This window comes from Streptomyces sp. S.PB5, assembly GCF_030403745.1.
In the GTDB taxonomy this organism is placed as follows: domain Bacteria; phylum Actinomycetota; class Actinomycetes; order Streptomycetales; family Streptomycetaceae; genus Streptomyces.
The window spans coordinates 66298-90925 of record NZ_JAQMWP010000003.1 but is presented as its reverse complement, the minus strand read 5'-3'; the positions used below and the strand labels follow the sequence as shown (position 1 = coordinate 90925).

22 protein-coding genes and 3 pseudogenes are annotated in these 24628 nt (G+C 70.8%); 9 read left to right on the top strand and 16 right to left on the bottom strand.

The annotated features are described in order from the left end of the window. Positions 1 to 134 precede the first annotated feature (134 nt). Together PH203_RS09270 and PH203_RS09265 are read left to right on the top strand one after the other, a co-directional pair. The gene (locus PH203_RS09270) at positions 135 to 1229 is read left to right on the top strand and encodes a DUF5925 domain-containing protein (protein ID WP_289918481.1); all 1095 of its coding nucleotides are present in this window, start codon (positions 135 to 137) and stop codon (positions 1227 to 1229) included. Positions 1230 to 1245: 16 nt separating this feature from the next. Continuing rightward, positions 1246 to 1971, top strand: a complete 726-nt coding sequence (locus PH203_RS09265) for a DUF72 domain-containing protein (protein WP_289918479.1) — start codon at positions 1246 to 1248, stop codon at positions 1969 to 1971. Positions 1972 to 2028: 57 nt separating this feature from the next. Here the strand turns inward: PH203_RS09265 and PH203_RS09260 are convergent, their stop codons facing one another. Then, positions 2029 to 2397 carry a GntR family transcriptional regulator gene (locus PH203_RS09260; protein ID WP_289918478.1) on the bottom strand — a complete coding sequence of 123 codons (369 nt, stop codon included), beginning with the start codon at positions 2395 to 2397 and terminating at the stop codon, positions 2029 to 2031. An 86-nt stretch (positions 2398 to 2483) separates the two neighbouring features. On the opposite strand from PH203_RS09260, the gene PH203_RS09255 reads away from it, so the two are divergent. Next, complete coding sequence (locus PH203_RS09255; RefSeq protein WP_289918476.1) at positions 2484 to 3413, top strand: GNAT family N-acetyltransferase; 930 nt, start codon at positions 2484 to 2486, stop codon at positions 3411 to 3413. After that, positions 3394 to 3894 (top strand): DUF402 domain-containing protein, encoded by a 501-nt coding sequence (locus PH203_RS09250; protein ID WP_289918475.1) that lies wholly within the window; start codon positions 3394 to 3396, stop codon positions 3892 to 3894. The genes PH203_RS09255 and PH203_RS09250 overlap by 20 nt, the downstream gene beginning before the upstream one ends. On the opposite strand, the gene PH203_RS09245 is transcribed toward PH203_RS09250, so the two are convergent. Next, positions 3891 to 4505, bottom strand: coding sequence for a class I SAM-dependent methyltransferase (locus PH203_RS09245; RefSeq protein ID WP_289918474.1), 615 nt, complete (start codon positions 4503 to 4505; stop codon positions 3891 to 3893). The two genes, PH203_RS09250 and PH203_RS09245, sit on opposite strands and share 4 nt — an antisense overlap. A 193-nt stretch (positions 4506 to 4698) precedes the next feature. Between PH203_RS09245 and PH203_RS09240 the strand changes: the two genes are divergently transcribed. Beyond that, entirely contained in the window at positions 4699 to 4833 is a 135-nt protein-coding gene (locus PH203_RS09240) for a hypothetical protein (RefSeq protein ID WP_289918472.1), read from the top strand. Positions 4834 to 4863: 30 nt separating this feature from the next. Here PH203_RS09240 and PH203_RS09235 read toward each other — a convergent pair. Next, positions 4864 to 5209: pseudogene (locus PH203_RS09235) on the bottom strand (GNAT family N-acetyltransferase); the annotation flags it as partial. Positions 5210 to 5349: 140 nt separating this feature from the next. Here PH203_RS09235 and PH203_RS09230 point away from each other — a divergent pair. Next, a complete protein-coding gene (locus PH203_RS09230; RefSeq protein WP_289918470.1) occupies positions 5350 to 6378 on the top strand; it encodes a lytic polysaccharide monooxygenase in 1029 nt (342 codons plus the stop codon). 92 nt (positions 6379 to 6470) lie between these two features. Here PH203_RS09230 and PH203_RS09225 read toward each other — a convergent pair whose 3' ends face one another. Beyond that, entirely contained in the window at positions 6471 to 7331 is an 861-nt protein-coding gene (locus PH203_RS09225; RefSeq protein WP_289918468.1) for an alpha/beta fold hydrolase, read from the bottom strand. A gap of 130 nt (positions 7332 to 7461) precedes the next feature. Beyond that, on the bottom strand, positions 7462 to 7905 hold the full coding sequence (locus tag PH203_RS09220) for a MarR family winged helix-turn-helix transcriptional regulator (RefSeq protein WP_289918467.1): 444 nt from the start codon (positions 7903 to 7905) through the stop codon (positions 7462 to 7464). A gap of 75 nt (positions 7906 to 7980) precedes the next feature. Here PH203_RS09220 and PH203_RS09215 point away from each other — a divergent pair, with 75 nt between their 5' ends. Continuing rightward, complete coding sequence (locus PH203_RS09215; protein WP_289918466.1) at positions 7981 to 8355, top strand: cupin domain-containing protein; 375 nt, start codon at positions 7981 to 7983, stop codon at positions 8353 to 8355. Here the strand turns inward: PH203_RS09215 and PH203_RS09210 are convergent. From PH203_RS09210 to dnaE, 3 genes are read right to left on the bottom strand one after another with little or no spacing between them, the layout of a single operon-like run. After that, positions 8333 to 9376, bottom strand: a complete 1044-nt coding sequence (locus PH203_RS09210; RefSeq protein ID WP_289918465.1) for an NADAR family protein — start codon at positions 9374 to 9376, stop codon at positions 8333 to 8335. The two genes, PH203_RS09215 and PH203_RS09210, sit on opposite strands and share 23 nt — an antisense overlap. A 14-nt stretch (positions 9377 to 9390) precedes the next feature. After that, entirely contained in the window at positions 9391 to 10359 is a 969-nt protein-coding gene (locus PH203_RS09205) for a hypothetical protein (protein WP_289918464.1), read from the bottom strand. Further along, positions 10356 to 13826, bottom strand: a complete 3471-nt coding sequence (gene dnaE / locus PH203_RS09200; RefSeq protein ID WP_289918462.1) for a DNA polymerase III subunit alpha — start codon at positions 13824 to 13826, stop codon at positions 10356 to 10358. Before dnaE ends, PH203_RS09205 begins: the two co-directional genes overlap by 4 nt. Positions 13827 to 13993: 167 nt before the next feature. Between dnaE and PH203_RS09195 the strand changes: the two are divergent. Further along, a pseudogene (locus PH203_RS09195) lies at positions 13994 to 14281 on the top strand (hypothetical protein); the annotation flags it as partial. Positions 14282 to 14331: 50 nt separating this feature from the next. Here the strand turns inward: PH203_RS09195 and PH203_RS09190 are convergent. The 8 genes and pseudogenes from PH203_RS09190 to PH203_RS09160 all read right to left on the bottom strand — a co-directional run bounded on the left by PH203_RS09190 (position 14332) and on the right by PH203_RS09160 (position 23840). After that, entirely contained in the window at positions 14332 to 15414 is a 1083-nt protein-coding gene (locus PH203_RS09190) for a S1 family peptidase (protein WP_289918460.1), read from the bottom strand. A gap of 233 nt (positions 15415 to 15647) precedes the next feature. After that, positions 15648 to 16529 carry a slipin family protein gene (locus PH203_RS09185; protein ID WP_289918458.1) on the bottom strand — a complete coding sequence of 294 codons (882 nt, stop codon included), beginning with the start codon at positions 16527 to 16529 and terminating at the stop codon, positions 15648 to 15650. Between the two features lie 143 nt (positions 16530 to 16672). After that, positions 16673 to 17578 carry a S1 family peptidase gene (locus PH203_RS09180; RefSeq protein ID WP_289918456.1) on the bottom strand — a complete coding sequence of 302 codons (906 nt, stop codon included), beginning with the start codon at positions 17576 to 17578 and terminating at the stop codon, positions 16673 to 16675. A 221-nt stretch (positions 17579 to 17799) separates the two neighbouring features. Then, positions 17800 to 17883 (bottom strand): annotated as a pseudogene (locus tag PH203_RS49655) (DUF1684 domain-containing protein); the annotation flags it as partial. A 10-nt stretch (positions 17884 to 17893) separates the two neighbouring features. Next, positions 17894 to 19285, bottom strand: coding sequence for an NtaA/DmoA family FMN-dependent monooxygenase (locus tag PH203_RS09175; RefSeq protein ID WP_289918454.1), 1392 nt, complete (start codon positions 19283 to 19285; stop codon positions 17894 to 17896). Beyond that, positions 19282 to 20331: an LLM class flavin-dependent oxidoreductase gene (locus tag PH203_RS09170; RefSeq protein ID WP_289918452.1), complete on the bottom strand. Its 1050-nt coding sequence runs from the start codon at positions 20329 to 20331 to the stop codon at positions 19282 to 19284. Before PH203_RS09170 ends, PH203_RS09175 begins: the two co-directional genes overlap by 4 nt. Positions 20332 to 20404: 73 nt before the next feature. Then, positions 20405 to 22231 (bottom strand): FAD/NAD(P)-binding protein, encoded by a 1827-nt coding sequence (locus PH203_RS09165; protein ID WP_289918451.1) that lies wholly within the window; start codon positions 22229 to 22231, stop codon positions 20405 to 20407. A 385-nt stretch (positions 22232 to 22616) separates the two neighbouring features. After that, positions 22617 to 23840 (bottom strand): DUF5685 family protein, encoded by a 1224-nt coding sequence (locus PH203_RS09160; protein WP_289918450.1) that lies wholly within the window; start codon positions 23838 to 23840, stop codon positions 22617 to 22619. Between the two features lie 290 nt (positions 23841 to 24130). Here PH203_RS09160 and PH203_RS09155 point away from each other — a divergent pair, with 290 nt between their 5' ends. Then, positions 24131 to 24571: a cell division protein SepF gene (locus tag PH203_RS09155; RefSeq protein WP_289918448.1), complete on the top strand. Its 441-nt coding sequence runs from the start codon at positions 24131 to 24133 to the stop codon at positions 24569 to 24571. The last annotated feature ends 57 nt before the right edge of the window (positions 24572 to 24628 follow it).

Below are 24628 nucleotides of genomic sequence, written 5' to 3'. Positions count from 1 at the left end.
GGCGGTTGCGGCAGGTCTTCGATATGTACAGCTCTGTAACAGGACGGACGCCGCACAAGCGGTCTCATCCGACACTCCGGACGCACTACGGAAACCGGGTGCATGCGGCGCCCCCGTGCCGGATCATGGCGAGCATGTCTGCGAACCCTTACGACGCTCTGCCGATCCGGCTCACCGTCGACGACGGCGACTCGCCCTCCGACGTCGTCGACGCGCTGTTCCTCGGCCGCTTCGCGACGGGCGAGCAGCCGTACTCGCATGCGGCGAACATCGACCGCGTACGCTCCGGCGCGACGCTCCTCCCGGACAACGCCCGTGTGCTGCGCATCGCCCGTGACGACGACCGCAGCGCCACGCTCGCGGAGGGCGAGGGCTGGACCCTGCTGATCTCCCGCTGGAACCGCGGCGCCGACGTCACCGTCACCGCGACCAGCGCCGAGCTGGCGCAGAAGATCCTCGACCAGGCCACGGAGGGCGCCTCGGACGAACCCGAGCCGCAGCCGGAGAACGTGACCATGGGGTTCTGGTACTACTCCCCGCGCCGCGGCCCGCACCGCACGACCCGGCAGATCGCCGCGGGCACCTGGGACGAGGTGCGGCAGAACTACACGGCCCCGGTCGCAAACGCGATGACCGGCCTGATGGCCACGACCCCGGAGGACATCGCCGGCCGTCTCCTGCTGCTGCACGGACCGCCGGGCACCGGGAAGACCTCGGCGCTGCGGACGCTGGCCCGGTCCTGGCGGGACTGGTGCCAGGTGGACTGTGTGCTGGACCCCGAGCGGCTCTTCTCCGACGTCGGGTATCTGATGGACATCGCGATCGGCGAGGAGGACTCCTCGGGCAAGGGCCGCTGGCGGCTGCTGCTCCTGGAGGACTGCGACGAACTGATCCGCGGCGAGGCCAAGCACACGGCGGGCCAGGCGCTCTCCCGGCTGCTGAACCTCACCGACGGCCTGCTCGGCCAGGGCCGCAATGTCCTCGTCGGCGTCACCACCAACGAGGACCTGGAGCGGCTCCACCCCGCCGTCGTCCGCCCCGGCCGCTGTCTGGCCCGCATCGAGGTGGGCCCGCTGACCCGCCACGAGGCGGTCGACTGGCTCGGCACCGAGGAGGGCGTGGGCCGCGAGGGGGCGACACTGGCGGAGCTGTACGCGCTGCGCCGGGGCACGTCACCGACGTCGCTGCCGGAGCCGCGGGGCGGTGCGGACGCAGGGCTTTACCTCTAGGTGTTTTGATGGGTGTATGACCCTGTTCGTCGGCACGTCGGGGTGGCAGTACAAGGACTGGCGGGGCGTCCTCTATCCGGCCGGGTGCCCGGTGCGGCTCTGGCTGGAGGAGTACGCGCGGCATTTCCCGACGGTCGAGATCAACAACGCCTTCTACCGGCTGCCGTCGCGGGAGAACTTCGCCGCCTGGCGGGACCGGGTGCCCGGGGACTTCGTGATCGCGGTCAAGGCGAGCCGCTATCTGACCCACATCAAGCGTCTGAAGGACCCCGAGGAACCGGTCCACCGTCTGATGACCCACGCCGAGGGCCTGGGCGACCGCCTGGGCCCGGTCCTGCTCCAGCTCCCCCCGACGCTCCGAGCGGACACCGGGCTGCTGGACGCGTGCCTGGCCTGCTTCCCGCCCTCGACGCGGGTCGCGGTGGAGCCCCGGCACGACTCCTGGTGGACCCCGGAGGTGCGCGGCGTGCTGGAGTCCCGGGGCGCGGCCCTGTGCTGGGCCGACGTCCGGGCCCGCCCGGTCGCCCCCCTGTGGCGTACGACGGACTGGGGGTACGTCCGCTTCCACGAGGGCCGCGCGAAGGAGTGGCCGAGCTATGGCAGGCGGTCGCTCAAGACGTGGGCGGAGCGGGTCACGGACACCTGGGCCGGGGGCGAGGACGTGTACGCGTACTTCAACAACGACCCGAACGCGGCGGCGGTCGAGAACGCACGGACCTTCGAGAGGATCCTCCGCGGCTGAACTCCTCCGCTGATCTCCTCCGCTGAACTGCCCCGCTGAACTGCCCCGCTGAACTGCTCAGTCCCCGTAGGCCGCCCGCAGGGCATCCCGGACCGCCGCCAGCGCATCGGCCTCCGTCTGTCCGAGCCGCCGCGCCCGCTCGACGTACGCCTGCGCCGCCGACGCCAGCTCCCGCTCCGCGGCCGAGCCGGCGGCCGCCACGAACGTGCCGTTGCGCCCGCGTGTCTCGATCACCCCGTCGGTCTCCAGCGCCCGGTACGCCTTGGCGACCGTGTTCGCGGCCAGCCCCAGGGACTCGGCCAGTCCGCGCACCGTCGGCAGCCGGTACCCCACCGGCAGCACTCCCGACCGTGCCTGTTCGGAGATCTGCGCCCGCACCTGCTCGTACGGCGGTGCACTGTCGTCGATGTCGATCTTCAGGGTCACGCTGTCGATTGTCCCGCACCCGCTGTCCCACACCCACCGGAAAATGAGAGGCAGCGGGGCGCCTCTCCCCCGTAGCGTCCGATCACATGACTGTGATCGTGCGCGAGCTGCGCCCCGATGTCCGCACCGACCTGGAGGACTTCGTCCGCGTACGCGACCGCGCCCTCCCCTTCATGATCTACACCCCGGACTCCATCGGCTACGACCTCGCCCATATGCACCCCGACGCCCGCTACCGCCCCCTCCTCGCACAGGAGGACGGCGAGGTGATCGGCACCGCTCAGGTCGGCCTCGTGCACGACAGCACGGAGCCCGGGCAGGGCTACGTCAATGTGTACGTGGACCCGGAGCGGACCCGTCGGGGCGCGGGCGCTCTGCTGGTGCGCACCGCCGAGGAGTACCTGGCGGGTCTCGGTGCGACGAGGCTGTTCGCCTGGGTCCTGGACGAGCCGGGCAACCGCGCCTTCGCCGAGCGGCACGGCTACCGGGGCAGCCGCTCCGCGCACTTCCTCCGCCTGGACCTCGCCGACGGGGAGCTGCCCCCGCTCCAGGACCTGCCGCCGGGCGTCGAGCTGCGCACGGGTGCCGACTTCGCGGCCGATCCGCGGCCGCTGTTCGAGCTGGACGCGGAGACCCTGCTGGACGAACCGAGCGATGTCGACTACGAGTTCACGGACTACGAGGCCTGGCTGCGGGAGACCTGGCGGCATCCGCTGATCAGCCACGAGCTGACCACGGTCGCCGTGGTCGACGGCCGCCCCGCCGCCTTCAGCCTGGCCCGCACCAACGGCGGCACCCGCTACGGCACTGCCATGACCGGCACGGCCCGTGCCCACCGCGGCAAGGGCCTGGCCAAGCTCGCCAAGAACGACTCGCTGCACCGCGCCCGCGCCGCCGGGTGCACGGAGGCGTTCACGGGCAACGACACCGGGAACGGCCCGATGATCGCGATCAACAAGTGGTTCGGGTACGAGATCTGCGCGACGGAGGTGCGGTATGTCCGCGAACTCGGCTGAGTCCGTGGGCTTGTCGGAGGTGGTCCTGGTCAAGGCGGGCCGTACCAAGATCCGCTACCCGGCCGAGCTGCTCGCCGACGACGGCAACCACGTCACGGTCCGTGCCGCATGGGCGGGCGAGGGTGTGCGTGACTTCGGCTTCGTCCGCTTCGAGCCCGGGGACGTCTTCACCGAGCACTACTGGCGGGACCGCTGGTACGCGGTGAAGGAGGTCCGCGCGGCCGACGGCACCCTCAAGGGCTGGTACTGCGACATCACCCGCCCGGCTGTCCGGTCCGGTGCCGAACTGGTCGTCGAGGATCTCGACCTGGACCTGTGGTGCTCGGCCGACGGGACGGACGTACTGCGTCTGGACGAGGACGAGTTCGCCGAGAGCGGCCTGGCGCAGACGGATCCGCAGGCCGCTGCCGCCGCCGTGGCCGCGCTCGACGAGCTGGAGGTCCGGGCCCGCGCCGAGGGGTTCGAGGCGCTGACCGTCTAGATCGTCGCCACCACCGCGTACCGCTCGTCCGCCACCGTCTTCCCCCACAGCGCGGGGTCGTCCGACAGCCGCTCGACGCGCACCTGGCCGGCGAGCGGCTCGACGAGGGCGGTGAGCCGGTCGGCGGGTATGCCGACCGGGCTGACGGTGCCCCAGACACCCTCGACGAGCACCAGCCGGCCCTCGGGTCTGAGCAGCTCGCGCCAGTGCCGCAGGGCCCGGCCGGGGTCGGGCAGCGCCCACACCACATGCCGTACGAGGACGGTGTCGAAGCGCTGCTCCCCCACCGGCGGCGCCGCCGCGTCACCGACGAGGAACGCCGCGTCACGGCCGGCCAGCTTGGCGCGGGCGAGATCGATCATCGCCGGGGAGCGGTCCACGCCGGTGACGCGGTGTCCCTGCTCGGCCGCGAGGAGCGACAGGCTGCCGGTGCCGCAGCCGAGGTCGAGGATGTCGCAGGCCCGGCCGGGCAGCCAGGAGCGCAGCCGGTGTGCCCAGGCGGCGCGCACCTCGGGGTCGCGCAGGCCGTGGTCCGGCTCCTCGTCGAAGGAAGCGGCCTGCGCGTCCCAATCCACGTCCGCGTCGGCCTCGAATGTCCTGTGATCCGTCATGGGCACCAGCGTGACATCTGCCACTGACAGTCGAGCGGCGCCGGAGTCCCGGTGGAGTCACCGGAGCATCACTCGAAAGTCAGTCGAAATCGTGATGGTGGCCACTGACAGATCGCGACCGATGAGGAACTCTCCCCAAAAGGGTCTACCTCCGTGAGAACGCGGAACTCGGTAGGTCCTGAAGGAGGCAGCCATGCGCCGTACTACCGTGCAGAAGCCCCTGAAGAGGACGGACTCCCGTCGACTCCGCGAGGAGGCCGACGAACGCCCTGCGGGACGCCCCGAGGTGCGAAAGGACATCGCACGCACCTGGTGGCCGGACGGCTGACGGCGGCTGCCGTGCCGTTCAGATCGTTCAGACCATCGCGTTGGTGTAGAGCCTGACCTCGGACAGGCCGAGCGCACGCGCGTGTGCGTCCACGAACCGCAACAGCCGTCCCCCCACGCCCGTTCCCTGGGCGTCGGGGTGGACGGCTGTTGTCGAGGTACAGATGGTCCGGGTACTCCTCGACGACCACCAGGCCGACCACGGGGTCCCCGGTGACGAACACCTGCCCCGCGGCCACGTTCGCCGCGTGGTCCCGTTCCATGGGCTGCGGCACCATTCCGATGCGCTCGATGTAGTGGTGGTAGGCAGCGTCGGTCACGGCCTTCACCCTCGGCACATCGGCCGAAGTGGCCGGTCGTATCTCCTCGTTCGTCATGCGCGCACGCTACCTACCTGATCTCAGCCTCAGCAGCCCCTTAAGAGGGCCATAAAGATCGTTCCCGGCCGCCACAAGCGGGGGATTTCACGGTTTCTTGGATCCGGCACCCGTCAGCACCGCTTCCGAGGAGTCCCTCCATGCCCGCACGCCGCAAGGCCGCCGCCGTCGCCGCCCTCGGCCTGACCCCGCTCGCCCTCACCGCGCTGGCCGCCGCGCCCGCGTCGGCGCACGGCACGCTGGGCGACCCCGTCAGCCGGGTCGCGCAGTGCTACGCGGAGGGTCCCGAGAGCCCCAGGTCGGACGCCTGCAAGGCGGCGGTCGCGGCTGGGGGTACCCAGGCGCTCTACGACTGGAACGGCGTCCGCATCGGCGACGCGAACGGGCGGCACCAGTCGCTGATCCCGGACGGCAGGCTGTGCAGCGCGGACAACGCCGAGTTCAAGGGCCTGGACCTGACCCGCGCGGACTGGCCCTCGACGCGCGTGAGCAGCGGCTCGTACACCTTCAAGTACCGTGTGACGGCCCCGCACAAGGGCACGTTCAAGGTGTACATCACCAAGGCGGGCTACGACCCGGCGCAGCCGCTCGCCTGGGACGACCTGGACCTGGACAACCCGGTGGCGACGGCCACCGACCCGAGCGCGACGGGCGGCTACTACACGTTCTCCGGCACGCTCCCGGAGCGTTCGGGCGCCCAGCTCCTGTACGGGATCTGGCAGCGCTCGGACAGCCCGGAGGCGTTCTACTCCTGCTCGGACGTGACGTTCGGCGGCGGTGACAGCGGCGGTGCCGGCGGCGACGGCAGCGGTGGTGGTACGACGACCAGCCCGGCCCCGAGCGCCTCCGCCCCCTCCGAGGAGCAGATCGAGGAGGGCGCGGACGAGTCGACGGTCGAGCACGGCGGCCATGGTGACGACGACGCCGGTACGTCCGCGGAGCCGGCCGCGGCGGAGACGACGGAGGCGACGGAGGCGGAGACGTCCGCCGCCGCTCCCGTCAACGACGTGAAGGCGGCCGCCGCCACGGAGGACCTCGCCGAAACCGGCGGCGACAGCAGCACCCCGTATCTCGCGATGGGCGGCGCGGCCGTTCTCGCGGTCGGTGCGGCGATCCTGTTCGGGTCGGTCCGGCGGCGCGCGATGAGCGGCGGCCGGCACAGCCGTTAGCCGCACCACGGGGGGCGGGGGTGTCCGGCGGCTCAGGCCGGACACCCCCCGAACACGCGTTACACGTGTTACTGCTGACTATTTACTGCTGACTATTCGAAAACGGACGCGCAGGTGGTCGGGGTGGCGTGCGCCGGGTCGAGCGCGTTGAGCACCTCGTGGAAGGCGATCAGGTCGAGCAGTCCGATCGCGGCGTGCTCGGAGAGGTCGAGCGGGCACAGGTCCTGGACCAGGACGTTGTTGACGTTCGCTCCGCTGAGGAACTGGCTCCGGTACGGCGTGACCACCTCGTCGTACCTGGTGGCGAGGACCGTGTACGTCACGCCGGGGACCGTGTCGCCGCCCTCGTTGAGCTTGGTGAGGAAGGGCGAGCCGACGACCTGGTCGGCGAGGGCCGGGGTGTTGGTGGAGAGCAGGTCCGCGGCGCCCGGGAAGTAGTCGAGGAGCTGGGTGAGGCCGTTCAGGGTGGTGCCGTGGTTGTCGGGCGCGATACCGACGAGGGCGTTCACCTTCGCGGCGCCGCCGAGGAACTTGAGGTAGTAGCGGGGCATCATGCCGCCCTGCGAGTGGCCGACGAGGTCGGTCTCGGCGGCGCCGGTCGAGCCGAGGACCTTGTCGACGAAGGCGGACAGCTGCTCGGCGGACTTGTCGATGGGGCCGAGGCCGTGGAAGACGGGGACGCCCGGCAGTTGGCCGTAGTCGAAGGAGTAGACGCAGTAGCCGCGGCCCTTCAGATAGGGCGCGAGGCCGAGCCAGTTGTCGACGGAGTTGGCGAAGGTGCCGTGCACGAGGACGACGGGGCGGGGATGGGCGGCGGACGGCTTGCAGGAGTAGTCGTTCCAGCCCCTGCTGGGAGCGTCGGCGGCTTGGGCGGTGGTGGCGGGGACGACCGCGACCGTGGCGGTCAGCAGCAGCGCGGTCAGGGGTCTGAGCAGTCGTTTCCAGGGCAGCATCGTGTGATCTCCTTGCGGCTCAAGGGAGTTGCGACGGACTTACGCCCTGTGATCCGGATCACGAGGATGCTGTTCATTCGTCAAGTTACGAGCGAGTAGCCCAAGTGTGAAGTTACGCGTCGGTAAAAAGTCACCAGGCAGGCCTGATGGGACCATAGGGCGCAATGCGCACCAAGTGATCACGCAACGCCCGCACTTCACCCTCACCGATCAATTCGACCCACACCCGGACGGCCTCCGCGGCAGCCTCCTCCGCGGCCCGGGTGCAGGCCCAGCCCCGCTCGGTCAGCACGACGAGCCTGGCCCGCGCGTCATCGGGGTGCGGCCGCCGCTCGACGTACCCCTTCCGCACGAGCTCCTCGACGAGCTGGCTCGCGGCCTGCTTCGTCACCCCGAGATGGGCCGCGAGATCGGTGACGGTGGCCCCGCCCCGGGAGAGCCGGGTGAAGGCGAACCCGTACGCGGGCCGCCCCTCGAACCCGCGGGCGACGACACCGTCATTGATACGCCGGGTCAGATCACCGGCGGCGGCGAGCAGGGCGGCGGTCAGAGAAAGGGCTTCGGAGTTCTGCACGAACGGATTATAGTCAAGCCGCTTGACCATCTAGACCCGTCCGGAACCATCCATCAGTCGACCCGGAGGTCCCGCATGCCCGTCATCCGTTCATCCGACGCCGTCACGCACGAGATCCACGGCGCCCGCTTCGTCTCGTACGCCACTCCCCTCACCGGTTCGAAGGAACTGTGCGCCTGGCGCGGGGAGATCCCGCCCGGTACCAAGGCGCCCGCTCACACCGTCAGCCGCGAGGAGATCCTGCACATACTGGTCGGGGAACTCCTGATCACCCTCGACGACCGCACCGACCGGGTCACCGCGGGCGACACCCTGATCATCAACCCCGGCGCGACGCTCGCCGTGGAGAACCCGACCGAGCACACCGCCCTCACCTGGGTCACCACATCCATCGGCCTGTCGGCGGAACTGGCCGACGGCACGGTCATCACGCCCCCGTGGGCCAACTGAGCTCGGACCGCACCAACTCCAGCAGCCGGCCGACCCAGTTGCGGCCGCCTCGGGCACCGGCGTCCCGCCAGTAGGGGGACTCGTCGTGGTCGATGTAGCTGAGCGTCGCGTTGCCGGTGTCGAGGAGGAACTCCGCGAGGTCGGGGTGCTGGGTGAACTTCGCGCGCAGCAGCCCGGCCATGACGGCGAGCCGTACGTCGGGCCAGTCGTCGCCCTGGTGGCGCTCGGCCAGGGTCCAGTAGGCGTCGTGCACGGAGGAGTAGGTGGCGCCGGCGTAGTGGATCTCGGCGGGGTAGTTGTTGCGCAGCACGAAGAGGTCGAGTTCCTCGGGCCAGCCCCGGGGATAGACGATGTTGTGCAGGACGATCGGTGCCGGGACGGCCTCGACCGGGTCGTCCGCGTACACCGGCGCCTTCCGCTCCGTGACTCCGTGGTCGCCCTCGTCGAAGTACTCCAGAACGTCCCGGTGCATCTGCTCCGTCACCACCGGGCCGTCCCCGTCCACGGCCTCGCCCACGTCGGTGAGCAGGATCCGCAGGGGGCGGTCCTGGCGGTCCATGTCGCCCAGGACATAGACCCGGTTGTGCGCCGGAATGGCCAGGTACGCCTCGCGGAGCGCCTCGCGGCTCTGTTCGGTCGGCTCCTGCCGGTAGTGCCGGATCGCCGCGTGGCAGCGCTGTGCCGTGGTCGGCCTGCCGCTCAACTCGTCGATGCGGTCGGCGACTTCGAGGAGGAAGGACTCCGGGGTGCACAGCTGGTACCGGGCGCCCCACCTGGACGGCGGCTCGTCAGGCGGCGCCCCGGGGTCATGCACCGCGACGGCGCCCTTGGCCAGCCGGCGCTCCAGCCCGGCCAGGTCGATGAGATCGGGCCCCCCGCACTTGATCGCACCGTCCGCGTACACGAAGAGGTCGTCCACGTAGTACACGTCGCTCAGCGGATACCGGCGCCACACATGGCACCAGACCCCGTCGACCCGCTCCCCGTCCACCGTCCGATGCGTCGGCCCCCGCCATGTCATGCGGGCACCCTATGTCACGCCGCCAGCGCCCCCGGCACCACCGCCCGCGGTCCGAACCTGGCCCGCACCCGGTCCGCGACCTCCTCGATCCGGCGGAGCTTCTCGTCGGCGGGGTCGAAGGTGAGCTGGTGCGAGGCCTGTTCGGCGGGGCCGAGCGCCTCGGCGCGCAGGGACATCGCACGCACCCGGGCACGTTGCAGCCCGAGCGCCTCGTACATGCCGTACGCCGTCCTGGTGAGCGCCGCCGAGTGCGCGGTCGGCTCCTTCAGGGTGCGGGTACGGGTGGTCGAGGAGCGGTCGGCGTAGCGGACGGTGAGGGTCAGGGCGCCGCAGACCTTGTCGAGGGCGCGCAGCCGGGCGCCGAGTTCATCGGCGGCGGAGAGCAGGGCGCGCCGATGCCGGTCGGAGTCCAACTCGTCGCGGTTGAAGGGGCGTTCGGTGGCGAGGGATCGGGAGATCGCGTTCGGGACCACCCGGCCGCGGTCGATGCCGTTCGCCTTCTCGTGCAGTTCGCGGCCGACCCGTACGCCCACCAGCCGCTGGAGCGTGGACAGCGGTGCGGCGGCGACCCGGCCGAGGGTGTCGAGGCCGTACTCGCACAGGGTGCGGGCGGTGGCCGTGCCGACGCCGGGGAGTGCGGCGACCGGCTTCTCGGCGAGGAAGTCCACGGCCGCCTCCGCGGTCACCGCGCGGGTCAGTCCGGGCCGCGCGTCCTTCATCGCCATCCGGGCCAGCATCCGCCCCGGCCCGGCGCCGATCACACAGTCGACGCCGTGCAGCGCGAGGGCGCGGACCCGGATCACCGAGGCCAGTTCGACGGCGTCCCGCCCGAAGTACCGTTCGGCGCCGTGTAGATCGGCCAGCGCCGCGTCCGGCGGCAGCGCCTCGACGACCGGCGTGAACTCCTCCAGCAACCCGAGCAGCCCCGGCAGGGCCGCCTCGCCCGACGGCGGCAGCTGGAAACGTACGCAGAGGATGGTCATCCCGCACTCCCCGGACTCTGGTGCCACAACTTCCGTATCTGTGAAGGCTCTTGACCCGCAGGTCGCAGATCGGCCCACGGATGCAGTTCGTATCCCGTCGGCATTTGGATGCGCCGGCCGCCGGTCGGATCCTCACTCGCCCCACCGGCACCTTCCGGCACCGGCTCCGCCAGCCGCGCCGCCACCGCGTCGAGCCCCTGCCCGGCGCGCAGTTCGACCAGTTCGGCGAGGTTCCAGGCGGCGGTGCCCACCACGCTGAGGCTGCGCGGGCCGCGCCGCTGCACCACCCCGCGCACCAGCAGCAGCCAGGAGTGGAAGACGGTGTGGGCGCAGGCGTCGTGGGAGTCGTCGAAGAAGGCGAGGTCGACCAGGCCGGTGCCGTCGTCCAGGGTGGAGAAGATGACCCGCTTGCCGGACCGGATCGGCGGCGTCTGGGTGGCCGCCTTGGCGCCCGCGACGAGCACCGTCTCGCCGTGCCGCGCGTCCCGCAGCCGACGGGCCGACACCACGCCCAGCTCGTCGAGGAACTCCCGGTGGTCGTCCATCAGATTGCGCGAGGCGTCCATCGACAGCACTCCCAGCTCGGCGCTGAGCTTCTCGGCGGCGGACAGGTCGGGCAGCCCGGCGGGAGCGGTCTTCCGCCCGCCCGCCAAGGGCAGTTGGCCGCCTCCGGCACCCCGCGCACCCCGCTGCAGCTCGGTCAGGTGCAGTTGCAGATCACGCCGGTTGGCCCCGAAGGAGTCCAGCGCACCGACCTGCGCCAGCCTTTGAGCGAGCGGCCGGCTCGGCCGCGCCCGCTCCCAGAAGTCCAGCAGTGAGGCGTACGGCTGTCCGTCCGCGATCCGTGTCGCCTCGGCCTCGCTGATGCCGTGCACATCGGAGAGAGCGAGGCGGAGCCCCCACACACTTTTCGATTCAGACACCAGTTCGATACGGTGGGCGACCGCCGACCGGTTCACGTCCAACGGCAGGATCGGCACCCCCCGCCGCCGCGCGTCCGCCAGCAGCAGCCGCTTCGGATACATCCCGGGGTCGTGCGTGAGCAACCCCGCGTAGAAGGCGGCCGGGTGGTGCGCCTTCAGCCACGCCGACTGGTACGTCGGTACGGCGAAGGCGACCGCGTGCGCCTTGCAGAAGCCGTACGAACCGAAGGCCTCGATGATCTCCCAGGTCCGCTGAATCGTTTCCGCGGAGTACCCCTTCGCCGCCGCGTGCTGCGCGAACCAGAACCGGATCCGCCCCTGCGACTCCGGGTCGGACAGCCCACGCCGCACCCGGTCCGCCTCGTCCCGCCCGCAGCCGGTCATGATGTCGACGATGTCGATGATCTGCTCATGGAAGACGACGACACCGTACGTCCCCTCCAGCGGCCCCGCCAGATCCGGGTGCGGGTACCGGACGGGCGCCCGCCCGTGCCGCGCCTCGATGAACGGCCGCACCATGTCGGCGGCGACCGGCCCCGGCCGGAACAGCGAGATGTCGACGACGAGGTCGTGGAAGGTGGCCGGCTGGAGCCGTCCGACGAGGTCCCGCTGCCCCGGCGACTCGATCTGGAAGCAGCCCAACGTCTCGGTGGAACGGATGAGTTGATACGTCGCCGGGTCGCCCGGCGGTACGGCGTCCAGGTCGATCCGGTCCCCCGTCGCCCGCTCCACCTCCGCGACCGCGTGCGCCATCGCCGACTGCATCCGCACGCCCAGCACGTCGAGCTTGAGCAGCCCGAGGTCCTCGACGTCCTCCTTGTCGAACTGCGACATGGGGAAGCCCTCGCCGCTGGTCGGCATGACCGGCGTACGGCTCAACAGGAACGCGTCGGAGAGGAGCACCCCGCACGGGTGCATGGCGACTCCGCGCGGGAGGGCGTCGAGGGCCTCGGTCAGTTCCCAGAGCCTGCCGTAGCGGTCCATCTCCCCGGCGAGCGCCTTGAGTTCGGGCAGCTCCTCCAGGGCCGCGCGGGCGTCGCGGGCGCGGATGTGCGGGAAGGACTTGGCGATGCGGTCGATGTCGGCGGGGTCCATGGACAGGGCCGCGCCCACGTCCCGGATCGCGTGCCGCACCCGGTAGGTCTCCGGCATCGAGACCGTCGCGACGCGCTCGGTGCCGAACCGGCCGATGATCGCGCGGTAGACCTCGAGCCGGCGCGCGGACTCCACGTCGATGTCGATGTCGGGCAGCACGAGCCGCCGTTTGGACAGGAACCGCTCCATCAGCAGCCCGTGTTCGACGGGATCGGCGTGGGCGATGCCGAGGAGATGGTTGACGAGGGACCCGGCGCCGGAGCCGCGCGCGGCCACCCGGATGCCCATGTCCCGTACGTCGTCCACCACTTGAGTGACCGTCAGGAAGTAGGAGGCGAAGCCGTGGTGGGCGATGATGTCCAGCTCGCGGTGCATCCGCTCCCAGTAGGCGTACCGGTCGGCGTATCCCTTCAGCACCATCCCGGCCGCCGCCCGGGAGGCGAGGGTGCGCTGGGCGGTGCGGCGGGCCGCGCCGACGAGGTGCGGCTCGGGGAAGTGGACGCTGCCCATGCCGAGGTCGTCCTCGGGGTCGACCAGACACTCGGCGGCCGTCGCCCGGGTCTGCTCGAGGAGCCGGTGGGCGGTGTCGCGCCGGAAGCCCGCGGCCTCCACGATCCGCTCGGCCGCCGCCAGCATGGCGTCCGCGTCCTTGAGCCAGGCCTCGCCCGAGTCCAGCTCCTTCGTCGGGTCGACGGGGACCAGCCGGCGGGCGGCGTCCAGGACGTCGGCTACCGGGCCCTGGCCGGGGTCGGCGTACCGGACGGCGTTGCTGAGCACGGGACGTACCCGCTGTTCGGCGGCGAAGCCGACGGTGCGGGCGGCGAGGCGCAGGGAGCCGGGGCCGGTGCCCTCGCGGCCGTGCCAGACGGCCTCCAGGCGGAGGGCGTCGCCGTAGATCTCGCGCCAGGGGACGAGGAGGCGGGCGGCCCGGTCCGGGCGGCCGGCGGCGAGGGCGCGGCCGACGTCGGAGGCGGGGCCGAGCAGGACGGTCAGACCGTCGCCCCGGTTGTCCGCCCAGGGCAGCAGAGGCGTGCCCTCCGCCCCCTTGTCGCGGTGCGCCGCCGTGACGAGCCGGCACAGATCGGCCCAGCCGCGGGCGCCGTCCCGGGCGAGGAAGGTGACACGGGGGGTCGACTCGTCGATGAAGGCACCTCCGCGGACGGGGGTACGGCGCCTTTCAGGTCGTACGGAATCGCCCTGCCGCACGGAAGTGCCCCGCTGTGCGGGCTCATGCTCCGCGACCGCCAGCTCCGTACCGAACACCGGCCGGACCCCCGCCTTCGCGCAGGCCTTGGCGAAGCGGACCGTGCCGGCGAGGGTGTCGCGGTCGGTGAGGGCGAGGGCGTCCATGCCCCGTTCGGAGGCGCGCTCGGCCAGCCGCTCCGGGTGGGAGGCGCCGTAGCGCAGGGAGAACCCGGAGACGGTGTGCAGATGCGTGAACCCGGGCATCCGCGCACCTCCATTTTCGAACATCAGTTCCCGACTGCCACACCCCCACCATAGACCAAAATCCGAACGCATGTACGACAACCGTTCGGCCGCCTCCCACCTGCGGAAACGTCTCCCGCCCCTGGCCCTCGGCGCGGTCGCCCGAAGCGGTGGCCGACGAGGCGACAGACTTCGACGGGCTCTCGGCCTTCTACCTGGTCGTCGGCTGGTGCGTGATCTTCGGGATCACCGGCATCGCGATCCTGCTCGCGGTGATCGCGGGCAACCCGAGCGCGGGCGGCGCCTTCCCGCTGCCGATGCTGCCACCGTTCCGGCAGGCGATCGAGGGCAACGACACGACCGCCTCCCTGCCAGCGCTGTCGGCATGGGCGGCGGTCGGGATCGTGGTCACCCTGCTGATGGCGGGGCCGCGCGAGCGGCGCGGAGGCGAGCGCCTGCCGACACACGTGTCATAGGCAGAAGGTCCCGCCCCCGGAGGGGCGGGACCTCACGCGCAACGAACCGGTCAGCCGATCGACGTCCCGGTCGCCGACAACGCCTCCGTCACCGGCTGGAAGAACGTCTCCCCGCCGGAGGTGCAGTCACCGCTGCCACCCGACGTCAGCCCGATCGCGCTGCTCCCGGAGAACAGCGAGCCCCCGCTGTCCCCCGGCTCCGCGCACACGTCGGTCTGGATCAGCCCGTTGACGATGTCGCCGTTGCCGTAGTTCACGGTGGCGTCGAGGCCGGTGACGGTCCCGTCGTGCACCTGGGTCGTGGACCCGCTGCGCGTGACCTTCATGCCGACCGTGGCCTCCGCAGCGCCCGTGATCGCCTGCGAGGACCCGTCGTACAGGTTCACCTCGCTCGGGTGATCGACGTCCGCGGTGTACTTGACCAGCCCGTAGTCGTTGTCGGGGAAGCTCGACACCTCATTGGTCCCGATCTCGTTCCCGCTCGAGTCCGACCACGTGGAGATGGACTCCGTGCAGTGCCCGGCGGTGAGGAAGTAGGGCTCCCCGCCCTTGACCACGTTGAACCCGAGCGAGCACCGCCCGCTGCCGCCGGTGATCGCGTCACCTCCGGCGACGAAGGGCTTGAACTCCCCCTTGGTCCGATGGAGTTCGGCCGTACCGCCGAGTCCGTCGACGACCTTCGTGAGCTTGGCCCACTCCGCGTCGGAGACCGTGCGGTCGGCGGTGACGACCACCTTGTTGGTGGTCGGGTCGGTCACCCAGGACGTACCCGGGACGGTCGCGTCGTCCTTGAGTGTCGTACGGGCGCTTCTGAGCTCGGCGAGGGAGTTCTCCACGACCCGGGCCTTGGCGCCGGCCTCCTCGACGACCGAGGCCGCCGCCTCGTCGAGGACGTTGACGACGAGGGCCTTGCTCTTCGCGTCGTAGTACGTTCCCGCCGCGTCGGCGCCGAGTTCCTTGTCGAGCGTCGAGGCGAGGTTTCCGGCCGCGAGGGCCGAGAGAACCTTCGGCGTGGGGTCGTTCACGGGCTCGCTGGCGTTCGCAGTCTGGAAGGTGACTCCCGCGGCGACCAGTGCGGCGATGCCCGCACCTGCCGCGGCGGCCCGCCGCCTGGGTATGCGTCGGTGCTTCAACTCGCGTCCTCCTGTGGGGGGTCGGCCCGGTCGGTTGTGGGGACCTTGTGGGCCGGAAGGCTGGTTGACGAGCCCTTACTCTTCCGAACCCGGTAGGGAGCGCACAAGGTTGAGTTCCGGACGCGCGTAGAACGCGGTTGCACGCCCCCTTGAGATTGACCGTGCACAGTCACACCAGGCAAATTCGCAGTGCAAACACTACGTGCGGGTAACCCATGACCAGCCTGTGAGGTCTAGTCCTGTCCTGAATTCGACCCCTCTTGGCCAGGAGTCAAGCGAGCCGCAGGGGGCGGAAGTTGCTCCTGCACCGGTTGCGGTGCCGCCGGAGCCGCCGGCTGCTGCACCACCCCGTGCCCCTGCTGCGCCTTCTCCAGGAACCGCAGCAGCTCCACCGGGAACGGCAGCACCAGCGTCGAGTTCTTCTCGGCGGCCACCGCCACCACCGTCTGCAGCAACCGCAGTTGCAGCGCGGCAGGCTGCTCGGACATCTCCTTGGCCGCCTCGGCGAGCTTCTTCGACGCCTGGAGCTCGGCGTCGGCGTTGATGACCCGGGCCCGCCGCTCCCGGTCGGCCTCAGCCTGCCGGGCCATGGACCGCTTCATGGTCTCGGGCAGGGAGACGTCCTTGATCTCGACCCGGTCGATGGTGACGCCCCACTCCACGGCCGGGCTGTCGATCATCAACTCCAGCCCCTGGTTGAGCTTTTCGCGGTTGGACAGCAGATCGTCCAGCTCGCTCTTGCCGATGATCGACCGCAGGGACGTCTGCGCCATCTGCGCGACCGCGAACCGGTAGTCCTCGACCCGGACGACAGCCTCGGCCGGCGAGGTCACCTTGAAGTAGACGACGGCGTCCACCCGTACCGTGACGTTGTCCCGGGTGATGCCCTCCTGCCCGGGCACCGGCATGGTCACGATCTGCATGTTGACCTTCCGGAGCTTGTCGATGCCCGGAACGATCATCGTGAACCCCGGTCCGCGCACCTCCGACCGGAGTTTGCCGAGGCGGAAGACCACGCCCCGCTCGTACTGCTTGACGACCCGTGCCGCCGCCATCACGTACACCGCTCCGGCGGACACGAGCGTCACTCCCGCTGCCACCAGCTCCTCGACCATGCCGGCCCCCAGGGTCCGAATCAGGTGCTCAAGGTGTGCACTTCGACGGTAACTCCGCGATGTACACGAAGGGGAGCCCCCGCACGGCGCGCGCGTGCGAGGGCTCCCCAAAGGTGCCGGCTGCGATCAGACCGCTGACGGACCTAGAAGACGCTGACGCCGTAGGCGCTCAGAGCCTCGGTGACGGGCTGGAAGAAGGTCGTGCCGCCGGAGGAGCAGTTGCCGCTGCCGCCGGAAGTCAGACCGTAGGCGACGGTGCCGGCGTACAGCGGACCGCCGGAGTCGCCGGGCTCGGCGCAGACCGTGGTCTGGATCATGCCGTAGACGACGTCGCCGCCACCGTAGTTGACGGTTGCGTTGAGGGCGGTGACCCGGCCGCTGTGCGTACCGGTGGTGGAGCCGCGCCGGTACACCGTGGTGCCGACGGAGGGCGTGGCGGCACTGGCGATGTCCTGGCCGCCCACGCTGCCCGAGATCGAGGACACGGGGTAGCTGGACGCGTACCGGACGATGCCGTAGTCGTTGGTCGGGAAGCTGGACCCGGCGGTCGCGCCGAGCAGTGACGTACGGCCGGAGTTGGACCACCAGTTGCCTGCGCCGTCGGTGCAGTGACCGGCGGTCAGGAAGTAGTAGGTGTTGCCGCTGCGGACGTTGAAGCCCAGGGAACAACGCCAGCTACTCGCATAGATGGCGTCGCCGCCGGAGATCAGCTTGCTGAACTTGCCCGGCGTCTTCTTGATGGTCAGCGCGTCGGCGTTGGCGCCGGCCTGCCGCTTGATCTTGGCGATCTCCGCCTTGGAGACCGTGCTGTCGACGGTGACGACGACACGGTTGGTCTTGCTGTCGACGGCCCAGGCGGTGCCCGGGATGTCGGCCTTGAGTACCGAGTTGCTGGCGCTCTTCAGCTCGGTGGAGCTGAAGGTGGACACGTCCGAGGCGTTCGCGTTGGGGATCGCGATCGCGGCGGCGGCCACGAGTCCGGTGGAAACGGCGATCAGCCGGGTCCGTCTCGTAATGCCGCTGCGGGGGGTGGTGCGCTTGATCCTCACGTTTCGTTCCCTCCCAGGGGAATTCGGGGGCCCGCGTGGGGTCGGGGCCCGTGAGGCGCAGCCAGCGGCACATATGTCCGGATTCCGAACATGCCGTGCCCCTGACAAGCGCTGAGGGGGAGTATTCGGCCGAACGACCGGTAGCCGCAAGGGCGCCTTTCGGCCGCCGACCCTTGAACCACCCATGCACCGCCGAGGATTGCCCCCTCCCCAGGCCAGATGCGCTCCCCCGCCTCGGTGGCGGCACCCAGCGTATTCCCGGATGGCTGGAAGGGGCAGATGAAATGGCCGGAAAAGAAACACGGCGAACGGCGCTCACCCTTTCCATACCGGTTCGGAGAGCCCCAGGTGCGAGCGGAGCGTGGTGCCCTCGTACGCCGTACGGAACACCCCGCGTTCCTGGAGCAGCGGCACCACCCGGTCCACGAACTCGTCGAGTCCGGCCGGGGTGAGATGGGGTACGAGGATGAAGCCGTCGGCGGCGTCGCGCCGCACGAACTCCTCCAGCTCGGCGGCGACCGCCTGCGGGGTGCCGGTGAAGAACTGCCGACCGCCCGCCTCGATCACGGTCTGCCGGATGGACAGCCCTTTCTCCTTCGACACGCCCGCCTCCCCCACTCTCGAACTTCGCTCGAGCGGGGGGACCCCCATCTCGGCGATCGCGACGGTGTCCCCGCGCCGGGTCCGCCCCTGCGTGATCCCGGACTCGGGCACCGGGTCGGTCTCCGGGAGCGGTCCGTCGGGGTCGTACCCCGACAGGTCGGTGCCCCAGATCTGCTCCAGCGTGAGGATCGCGGTCTGCGGAGAGGTCTGCTGCCGACGGATCTCGGCGGCCCTCTCCTGTGCCTCGGCCGCGGTGTCGCCGAGGACCACGGCGACCCCGGGCATGATCTTCAGGTCCTCGGGCGCACGGCCGTACTTGGCGAGCCGCCGCTTCACATCGGCGTAGAAGGCACGTCCGGTCTCCAGCGAACTCTGCCGCGTGCTGTGTCCACCTGGGGGACAACCCCCAGACCCCCAGCCGGAAAAGATCACATCGGCCGTGGCGGCGGCGAACTCACGCCCCTCGTCGGAGTCCCCGGCCTGGATGACGACCGGGTGCCCCTGCGGCGAGCGCGGCACGGTGAACTCGCCCGCGATGTCGAAGTGCCGCCCGCGGTGGGCGAAGGGCCGGGACACTCCGTCCGGGGTCCAGGAGTCCCACAACTCCCGCGCGGTGGCGACGAATTCGGCGGCCCGCGGGTACCGGTCGGCCCGGTCGAGGAACCCGCCGCGCCGGAAGTTCTCCCCGGTGAACGCGTCGGAGGAGGTCACCACGTTCCAGGCCGCCCGGCCACCGCTCAGGTGGTCCAGCGTGGCGAGTCTGCGGGCGAGTTCGAAGGGCTCGTTGAAGGTCGCGTCGACCGTCGCGGCGAGCCCCAGACGCTCCGTGACGGCCGCGAGCGCGTTGAGCACGGTGAGGGGCTCGGGCCGCCCGACCACGTCCAAGTCGTGGATGCGGCCCTTGTGTTCGCGCAGCCGCAGCCCTTCCGCGAGGAAGAAGAAGTCGAACAGACCGCGTTCGGCGGTGCGGGCCAGATGCTCGAAGGAGGAGAACTCGATCTGGGACCTCGACCGCGGATCGGCCCAGACGGTGGAGTTGTCGACGCCCGGGAAGTGCGCCGCGAGATGCATCTGTTTCAGCTGTTTCAGCGGTCGTCCGGTCATGACACCTCCCCCGCGTACCGGCTGACGGGCCTGGCCAGGCCCAGGTGGTCCCGGAGCGTGCTGCCCGGATAGAAGGTGCGGAACAGTCCGCGGTGCTGAAGCAGTGCGACGGTGCCGTTGACGAGTCGCTCCAGGTCACGGCGCGGCTGAGTGGGTGTGAGGTGGAAGCCGTCGACGACGCCCTCCCTGTGCCAGGCGGTGATGAGCTCCGCGAGGTCGACGGGCCCGCCCCGGTACAGCGGCCCCTGCGCGGTCTGCCGCGGGCCGCCCCCGCCGTGTCCCGGCTCGGCCGCGTGCTCCCCGTCACCGAGATCGACGACGAGGCTCGCAAAGACCCGCAGTTCAGCGGGGTCACGCCCGAACAGCCGGGCCCTCTCGCGCAGTTGCTCCCGTACGGCACGGGCGTGCGCGGCGCTGACGGAGCGGACGAGGGCCACGTCGGCGTACCGGGCGGCGGTGCGCCGGGCCTGTCCGTCGGTGGCGTCGACCGCCCGGACCGGGTGGCCCTGCGGGGGCCGGGGCACGATCGACGGGCCCCTGACGGAGAAGCCGGTGCCCTCGAAGTCGACGTGGTGCAGCTTGTCCCGGTCGATGAAGCGGCCGGTCGGCACGTCCCGTATCTCGGCGTCGTCCTCCCAGCTGTCCCACAACTTGGCGGCCACGTCGGCGACTTCACCGGCCTCCTGCCACAGGGCGTCGGCGGGGGCGGCGTGCCGGCGGCCGAAGAGCCGGGCCTCGCCCTCGGTCGTCGACACGTCGAGCCGCCAGCCGGCCCGGCCGCGGCTGACCCAGTCGAGGGTCGCGACGGCGGCCTGGACATGGAAGGGCTCGGTATGGGTGGTGGTGACGGTGGGGACCAGGCCGACCCGTTTCGTGCCCGGCGCCACCCGGGACAGCACGGCGAGCGCGTCGAGCCCGGGGCGGGCGAAGCTGTCGTCCAGCGTCACGAAGTCCAGGACGCCCTCTTCGGCGAGGCGGGCCAGTTCGACGTAGGAGCCGGCGTCGTGAGCAGACGGTTGGTCGACGGCGGCGGATAGATGCAGCATGGGATCCCTTGTGATCAATCATGGGTTGCCCGCGGACACACGCGGACGGAAACCGGCTCACTCAGCGGAGCGCTCACGCAGCCGCACGCCCCGCGAGGCCCGCGAAGAACTCCAGCGCCGCCCGTGCCGTCGCGTCGTTCTGCCGGAACGCCGGTCCGCCCGTGCGTGGCCGGGTGAAGGCACCGGAGGCCCGGCCCTCGGTGAAAGGGCCGATCGCGAAGCGCCGGGGGTGCGGATGGCCGTTCCGGTCGAGGATCCGCCCGTCGCCGGGGTCCACCCGGAGCAGTCCCTCCGGGGTCTCGGCGATGGCCCCTTCCTCGTACAGCTCGCGCAGCAGGGCGTCGCGGGCCCGCCCGATCGTGGGCTCGGGCAGCCGCGCCTCGACCAGCGCCCGCGCCTCGACGCAGACCCCGGGCAGGCTCGCGCTGGTCGCCCGGAACACCCCGTCCTCGGCGGCCACCGAGACGTCCGCGCCGAGGAACTTGACGACGCCCGCCCGTGACAGGGCCAGCAGCTGCCGCAGCCGGGGCCCGGGCGGCCCGGAGGCCAGATAGCTGAAGAAGCCGTGCCACCAGGGCCCGATGTCCCCGAGCCGGACCAACTGGCCGTAGACGGAGAGCAGTCCGAGGAAGACCGCCAAGTCCGGGCTGTACGAAGGATCGTGACGTCTGCTCAGATCGTCCTCGACATACCCCCGCAGACCCTCCTGGAGTTCCTCGAACGACCCGTACCGCACCCCCTCCAGCGGACGGTCGAGCGCGTCCGGATCGAACCGGTCGGCGGGGTCGGGCACGGCGGACACCACCAGCGCCCGGATCTCCGCCCGGGTGCCGGCCGCGTACTTCTCCTCGAAGTCCGCCCAGGAGATCGCGGTCCGCTCCGGATGCACCGTGAACAGCCGGTGGTAGTGCGCGAACCCCAACTCCTTCTCCACCAACGGCCACACGTCCCGCCGGAAGTCGAACCCCGAGGGCCGGGCGAGGAGCCCGTCGACCTCGGCGGGCCCGAAGAACCTCGGCAGCGGCGGCCGCTCACCGGTCCAGTCGTAGCCGATCTTCGAGTGGTACGGCACTCCGCGCCGCGAACCGACGTAGAGCACCGGCTCCTGCCCGGACGGCACATAGGTGTCCCCCTCGTACCGCCCGCCCCGCCCCTCGGTCAGCAGCACCATCAGGTCGACGAAGGCCAGTCCGAAGCCCCGGACGAGGACGTGAGAGCCGGGCGTGAGCACGGACAGGTCGCTGTCGGCGGTGAAGTCGGGCGGGAGGTGGACGAGTTGGTGGTCCGCCGCGTAGGCGGTCAACTCGCGCTGCTCCTGGTCCGGTTCGGCGTCGAGATGACCGACGGCGAGGACGACGAGGTCGGCCAGGAGCGGTCGCGGGCGGCCCTCCAGCCACACCTGCTGCCGCCCCTCGCGCGGACCGCTGACCCGCAGGGCCCGCCGAGGATGGTGGTGCACCCGGATCGACGGGGGCAGCGCGGCGACGGCCCGCTCGTGCACCCAGCGCAGATAGCCGCCCTGGAGCTGCCGGTCCGCGAAGGTGGCGCCGTCGATGCCGGCCCACTCGTGCAGCGTGGGCCCGGGACGCACGGGTCCGGCCATGGCCACCGTCTCGTCGGTGAACATGGTGGTGTCCTCGGCGTGCGAGTTCATCCACAGCAGCGGCGACTGGGCCTCCCGCCAGATACGCCCGGACCCCGGTGGATACGGGTCCACCAGATGGATTTCCAGTGCCGAACCCCCGTACAGCTCAAGGGCGTTGGCGGCGATCCGCTCGATCAGACCGGTCCCCCGCGGCCCGGCCCCGACGATGACCAGTTGCGGGACGAGCCGCGGGGAATCCGGGTGCTCCGGTATGTCCGGTGCGGGAGACGGTGTGGCGAGGGGGTCGGAGGACATACGAAGGCTCCGTGGCAGCGAGTCGTGTCGAACTCGGACGGGTGCCTTCACACACACGCGCCGCGCGGCGCGGGACGCGGCCGAGCCCCTCAGCAAGGCCGCTCCTTGAGACTACGTTGGCGTTTCCCTTCACTGTCAAGGCTGTCCAGACTGTGAGCAGTACGTCTCAAGTCAGTTGACGGAAAACCGGATGCCTGTTCCACTTGGCCCATGCATCCACAGCAGTGGCTGGTCAAGCGCTCCCACATCGACCTCGGTCGAGTGTGGTCCTCTTCCTGTTGAGCTGACCCACTGCGCGCCCTGACTCTCCGGGGCGCCGCGTCGCGTTCCCCTTCTCCGCCTTCACACGCGCCTTCCCCTCACCAGCGGGCGCCGCTCACTTCGGTCAGCACCCGCAGTCACATCCGCAGTCGCACCCGTCGCAGCAGTTCCCACAGCAATCGCCGCATTTCCCGCAACAGTCACAGCAATCGCAGCAATCACCGCAGTCGGCCTGATTGCACAGCCCTTCCCTGCGCTGCCGGCTCCACGGATCCTCGAACTCCCCACAGCACATCTGACACGTGCAGGCCAGCCCCAGCCACACCGCGCACCCCGCCAGCAGCCCGCGCCTGTCCCGGCGAGGCGGCTCCGGGGGCGGCGGCATGCCCGGACCGCCAGGGCCGGTAGGCGCGTAGGGGTTCGACAGTTCGGCCGGGTGCCCGCAGGACGACGTACCGAAGGCCCGGTCCACGGACGTCCGCAGTTCGTGCACGAGCAGCACATGCGCGAGGTTCTGATCGCTGCTGTGCTTTTCACTGCTGTGCTTCTCCGGGGAGCCCCCGGACCCCCAGGCGACTTCCCGCAACGCCAGCCGAATCCCGTGCACGGCATCATCGGCGAGCCGCCGGGCCTCGACCAGGGACGTGCCCGTCGCCGTCAACGGATTCCACGCCCCCGCCGCGGCGTCGGCCTCCCTGTCCTCCACGGCGTCCAGCAGATGTGCGAGCCGCCCGAAGAGCCGCCCCGCCTCGGCCAGCGGCTCGGCGTTGCCCGGCCGCCCGGCGAGGACGGCCGTATGCGCGAAGGCGGCCGCGGTGGCCGTCTCGGTCGGCTCGGTGACAGTCAGGATCGGCGTCCCGGGCCCGGCCAGCGTCTCGATACCCAGCTGCCGGTCCACCGCATCGACCAGCACCGCCGTGTCGAACCCGACCGCCAACCCGCTGCGCGCCCCCGCCGCACCCCAGCTCGACGCCACGCGACGCGCCGCGAGCGCCACCGGCTTCCGCGCCAGCAGCCCGTCCCCGTCGGCGACATGGTCCCGCACCTTGGCGGAGGCGAGCACCAGGGAGACGGCGGCGGAGAGGCGCGCCCCTTCCCCATTGGCCACGGACGCGGTCCGCATCCCGCGCAACGGGCACGGCCCCGCCGTACGACGGCCCGAGGAACCCCGCTCGGCCTGAGCCTCCGTCAGAACCGATATGAGCAGCCCGTCATAGTTCGTCACGATCCGCGCGAACTGGCCGTGGTCCTTGCGCAGCGCGAGACACAGCCCGCACAAGTGCGCCATCCACTGGGTCTTGAGACTTTCGCCGAGGCGATGACGGCAGGGCCTGACGATTCCGAACATGGCGATCCCCCGTGAGCAGTGCGACGTTGAGCGGCCGCATCGTATCCACCCGGCCGTTCACCCGTACGCCCCGCCCGTCACCCATACGCCGCGAAGAATCATATTTCACTCACAGTCAGCAGCCGTATGGGGAACGGCCCTTGTGAATGCCGGGCTCTCGACGAATGCGCTGTGCACCAGTACCGTCACAAACCCCCCGCGCGGCGTCTATCCACATGGCGCGTCATCCGCATCATGGATGACGATAGGGATACGTAAAGCGAGAAAGACCGCTGTGAGAGGAGGCGTCCATGGGATCGGTGCGCAAGGCGAGTGCCTGGCTGGGCCTCGTTGACGACAACGATGACGAGCGTTACTACGACGACGACGGCTACTCCGAAGGAACCGAGCCCGGGGATGCCTGGGTCACCGACCCGCGGGTCAAGGTGGCCTCGGATGTCGCCGAGGAGAAGGGCCGTCGCATCGGCACGGTCACTCCGGACAGCTTCCGGGACGCGCGCGCCATCGGCGAGCTCTTCCGGGACGGGGTGCCCGTCATCATGAACCTGACCGCGATGGAGGCCGCCGACGCCAAGCGGGTCGTCGACTTCGCGGCCGGCCTGATCTTCGGGCTGCGCGGTTCCATCGAGCGCGTGTCCACGCGCGTGTTCCTGCTGACCCCCGCCAACACGGAGATCGTGAACGGCGACCCGGCCGCGCACCGCACGGACGGCTTCTTCAACCAGAGCTGAGGCAGGGCCGCTCACCGGCCCTGCCCCTGCGCAGGGTTCACCGAAAGGCTTCGACGA

What these genes read in the sequence shown, in the direction of transcription:
- PH203_RS09270 (WP_289918481.1), top strand. Translation starts at nt 135, where the DNA reads ATGTCTGCGAACCCTTACGACGCTCTGCCGATCCGGCTCACCGTCGAC.
- PH203_RS09265 (WP_289918479.1), top strand. Translation starts at nt 1,246, where the DNA reads ATGACCCTGTTCGTCGGCACGTCGGGGTGGCAGTACAAGGACTGGCGG.
- PH203_RS09255 (WP_289918476.1), top strand. Translation starts at nt 2,484, where the DNA reads ATGACTGTGATCGTGCGCGAGCTGCGCCCCGATGTCCGCACCGACCTG.
- PH203_RS09250 (WP_289918475.1), top strand. Translation starts at nt 3,394, where the DNA reads ATGTCCGCGAACTCGGCTGAGTCCGTGGGCTTGTCGGAGGTGGTCCTG.
- PH203_RS09245 (WP_289918474.1), bottom strand. Translation starts at nt 4,505, where the DNA reads ATGACGGATCACAGGACATTCGAGGCCGACGCGGACGTGGATTGGGAC.
- PH203_RS09240 (WP_289918472.1), top strand. Translation starts at nt 4,699, where the DNA reads ATGCGCCGTACTACCGTGCAGAAGCCCCTGAAGAGGACGGACTCCCGT.
- PH203_RS09230 (WP_289918470.1), top strand. Translation starts at nt 5,350, where the DNA reads ATGCCCGCACGCCGCAAGGCCGCCGCCGTCGCCGCCCTCGGCCTGACC.
- PH203_RS09225 (WP_289918468.1), bottom strand. Translation starts at nt 7,331, where the DNA reads ATGCTGCCCTGGAAACGACTGCTCAGACCCCTGACCGCGCTGCTGCTG.
- PH203_RS09215 (WP_289918466.1), top strand. Translation starts at nt 7,981, where the DNA reads ATGCCCGTCATCCGTTCATCCGACGCCGTCACGCACGAGATCCACGGC.
- PH203_RS09210 (WP_289918465.1), bottom strand. Translation starts at nt 9,376, where the DNA reads ATGACATGGCGGGGGCCGACGCATCGGACGGTGGACGGGGAGCGGGTC.
- PH203_RS09205 (WP_289918464.1), bottom strand. Translation starts at nt 10,359, where the DNA reads ATGACCATCCTCTGCGTACGTTTCCAGCTGCCGCCGTCGGGCGAGGCG.
- dnaE (WP_289918462.1), bottom strand. Translation starts at nt 13,826, where the DNA reads ATGCCCGGGTTCACGCATCTGCACACCGTCTCCGGGTTCTCCCTGCGC.
- PH203_RS09185 (WP_289918458.1), bottom strand. Translation starts at nt 16,529, where the DNA reads ATGGTCGAGGAGCTGGTGGCAGCGGGAGTGACGCTCGTGTCCGCCGGA.
- PH203_RS09175 (WP_289918454.1), bottom strand. Translation starts at nt 19,285, where the DNA reads ATGACCGGACGACCGCTGAAACAGCTGAAACAGATGCATCTCGCGGCG.
- PH203_RS09170 (WP_289918452.1), bottom strand. Translation starts at nt 20,331, where the DNA reads ATGCTGCATCTATCCGCCGCCGTCGACCAACCGTCTGCTCACGACGCC.
- PH203_RS09165 (WP_289918451.1), bottom strand. Translation starts at nt 22,231, where the DNA reads ATGTCCTCCGACCCCCTCGCCACACCGTCTCCCGCACCGGACATACCG.
- PH203_RS09160 (WP_289918450.1), bottom strand. Translation starts at nt 23,840, where the DNA reads ATGTTCGGAATCGTCAGGCCCTGCCGTCATCGCCTCGGCGAAAGTCTC.
- PH203_RS09155 (WP_289918448.1), top strand. Translation starts at nt 24,131, where the DNA reads ATGGGATCGGTGCGCAAGGCGAGTGCCTGGCTGGGCCTCGTTGACGAC.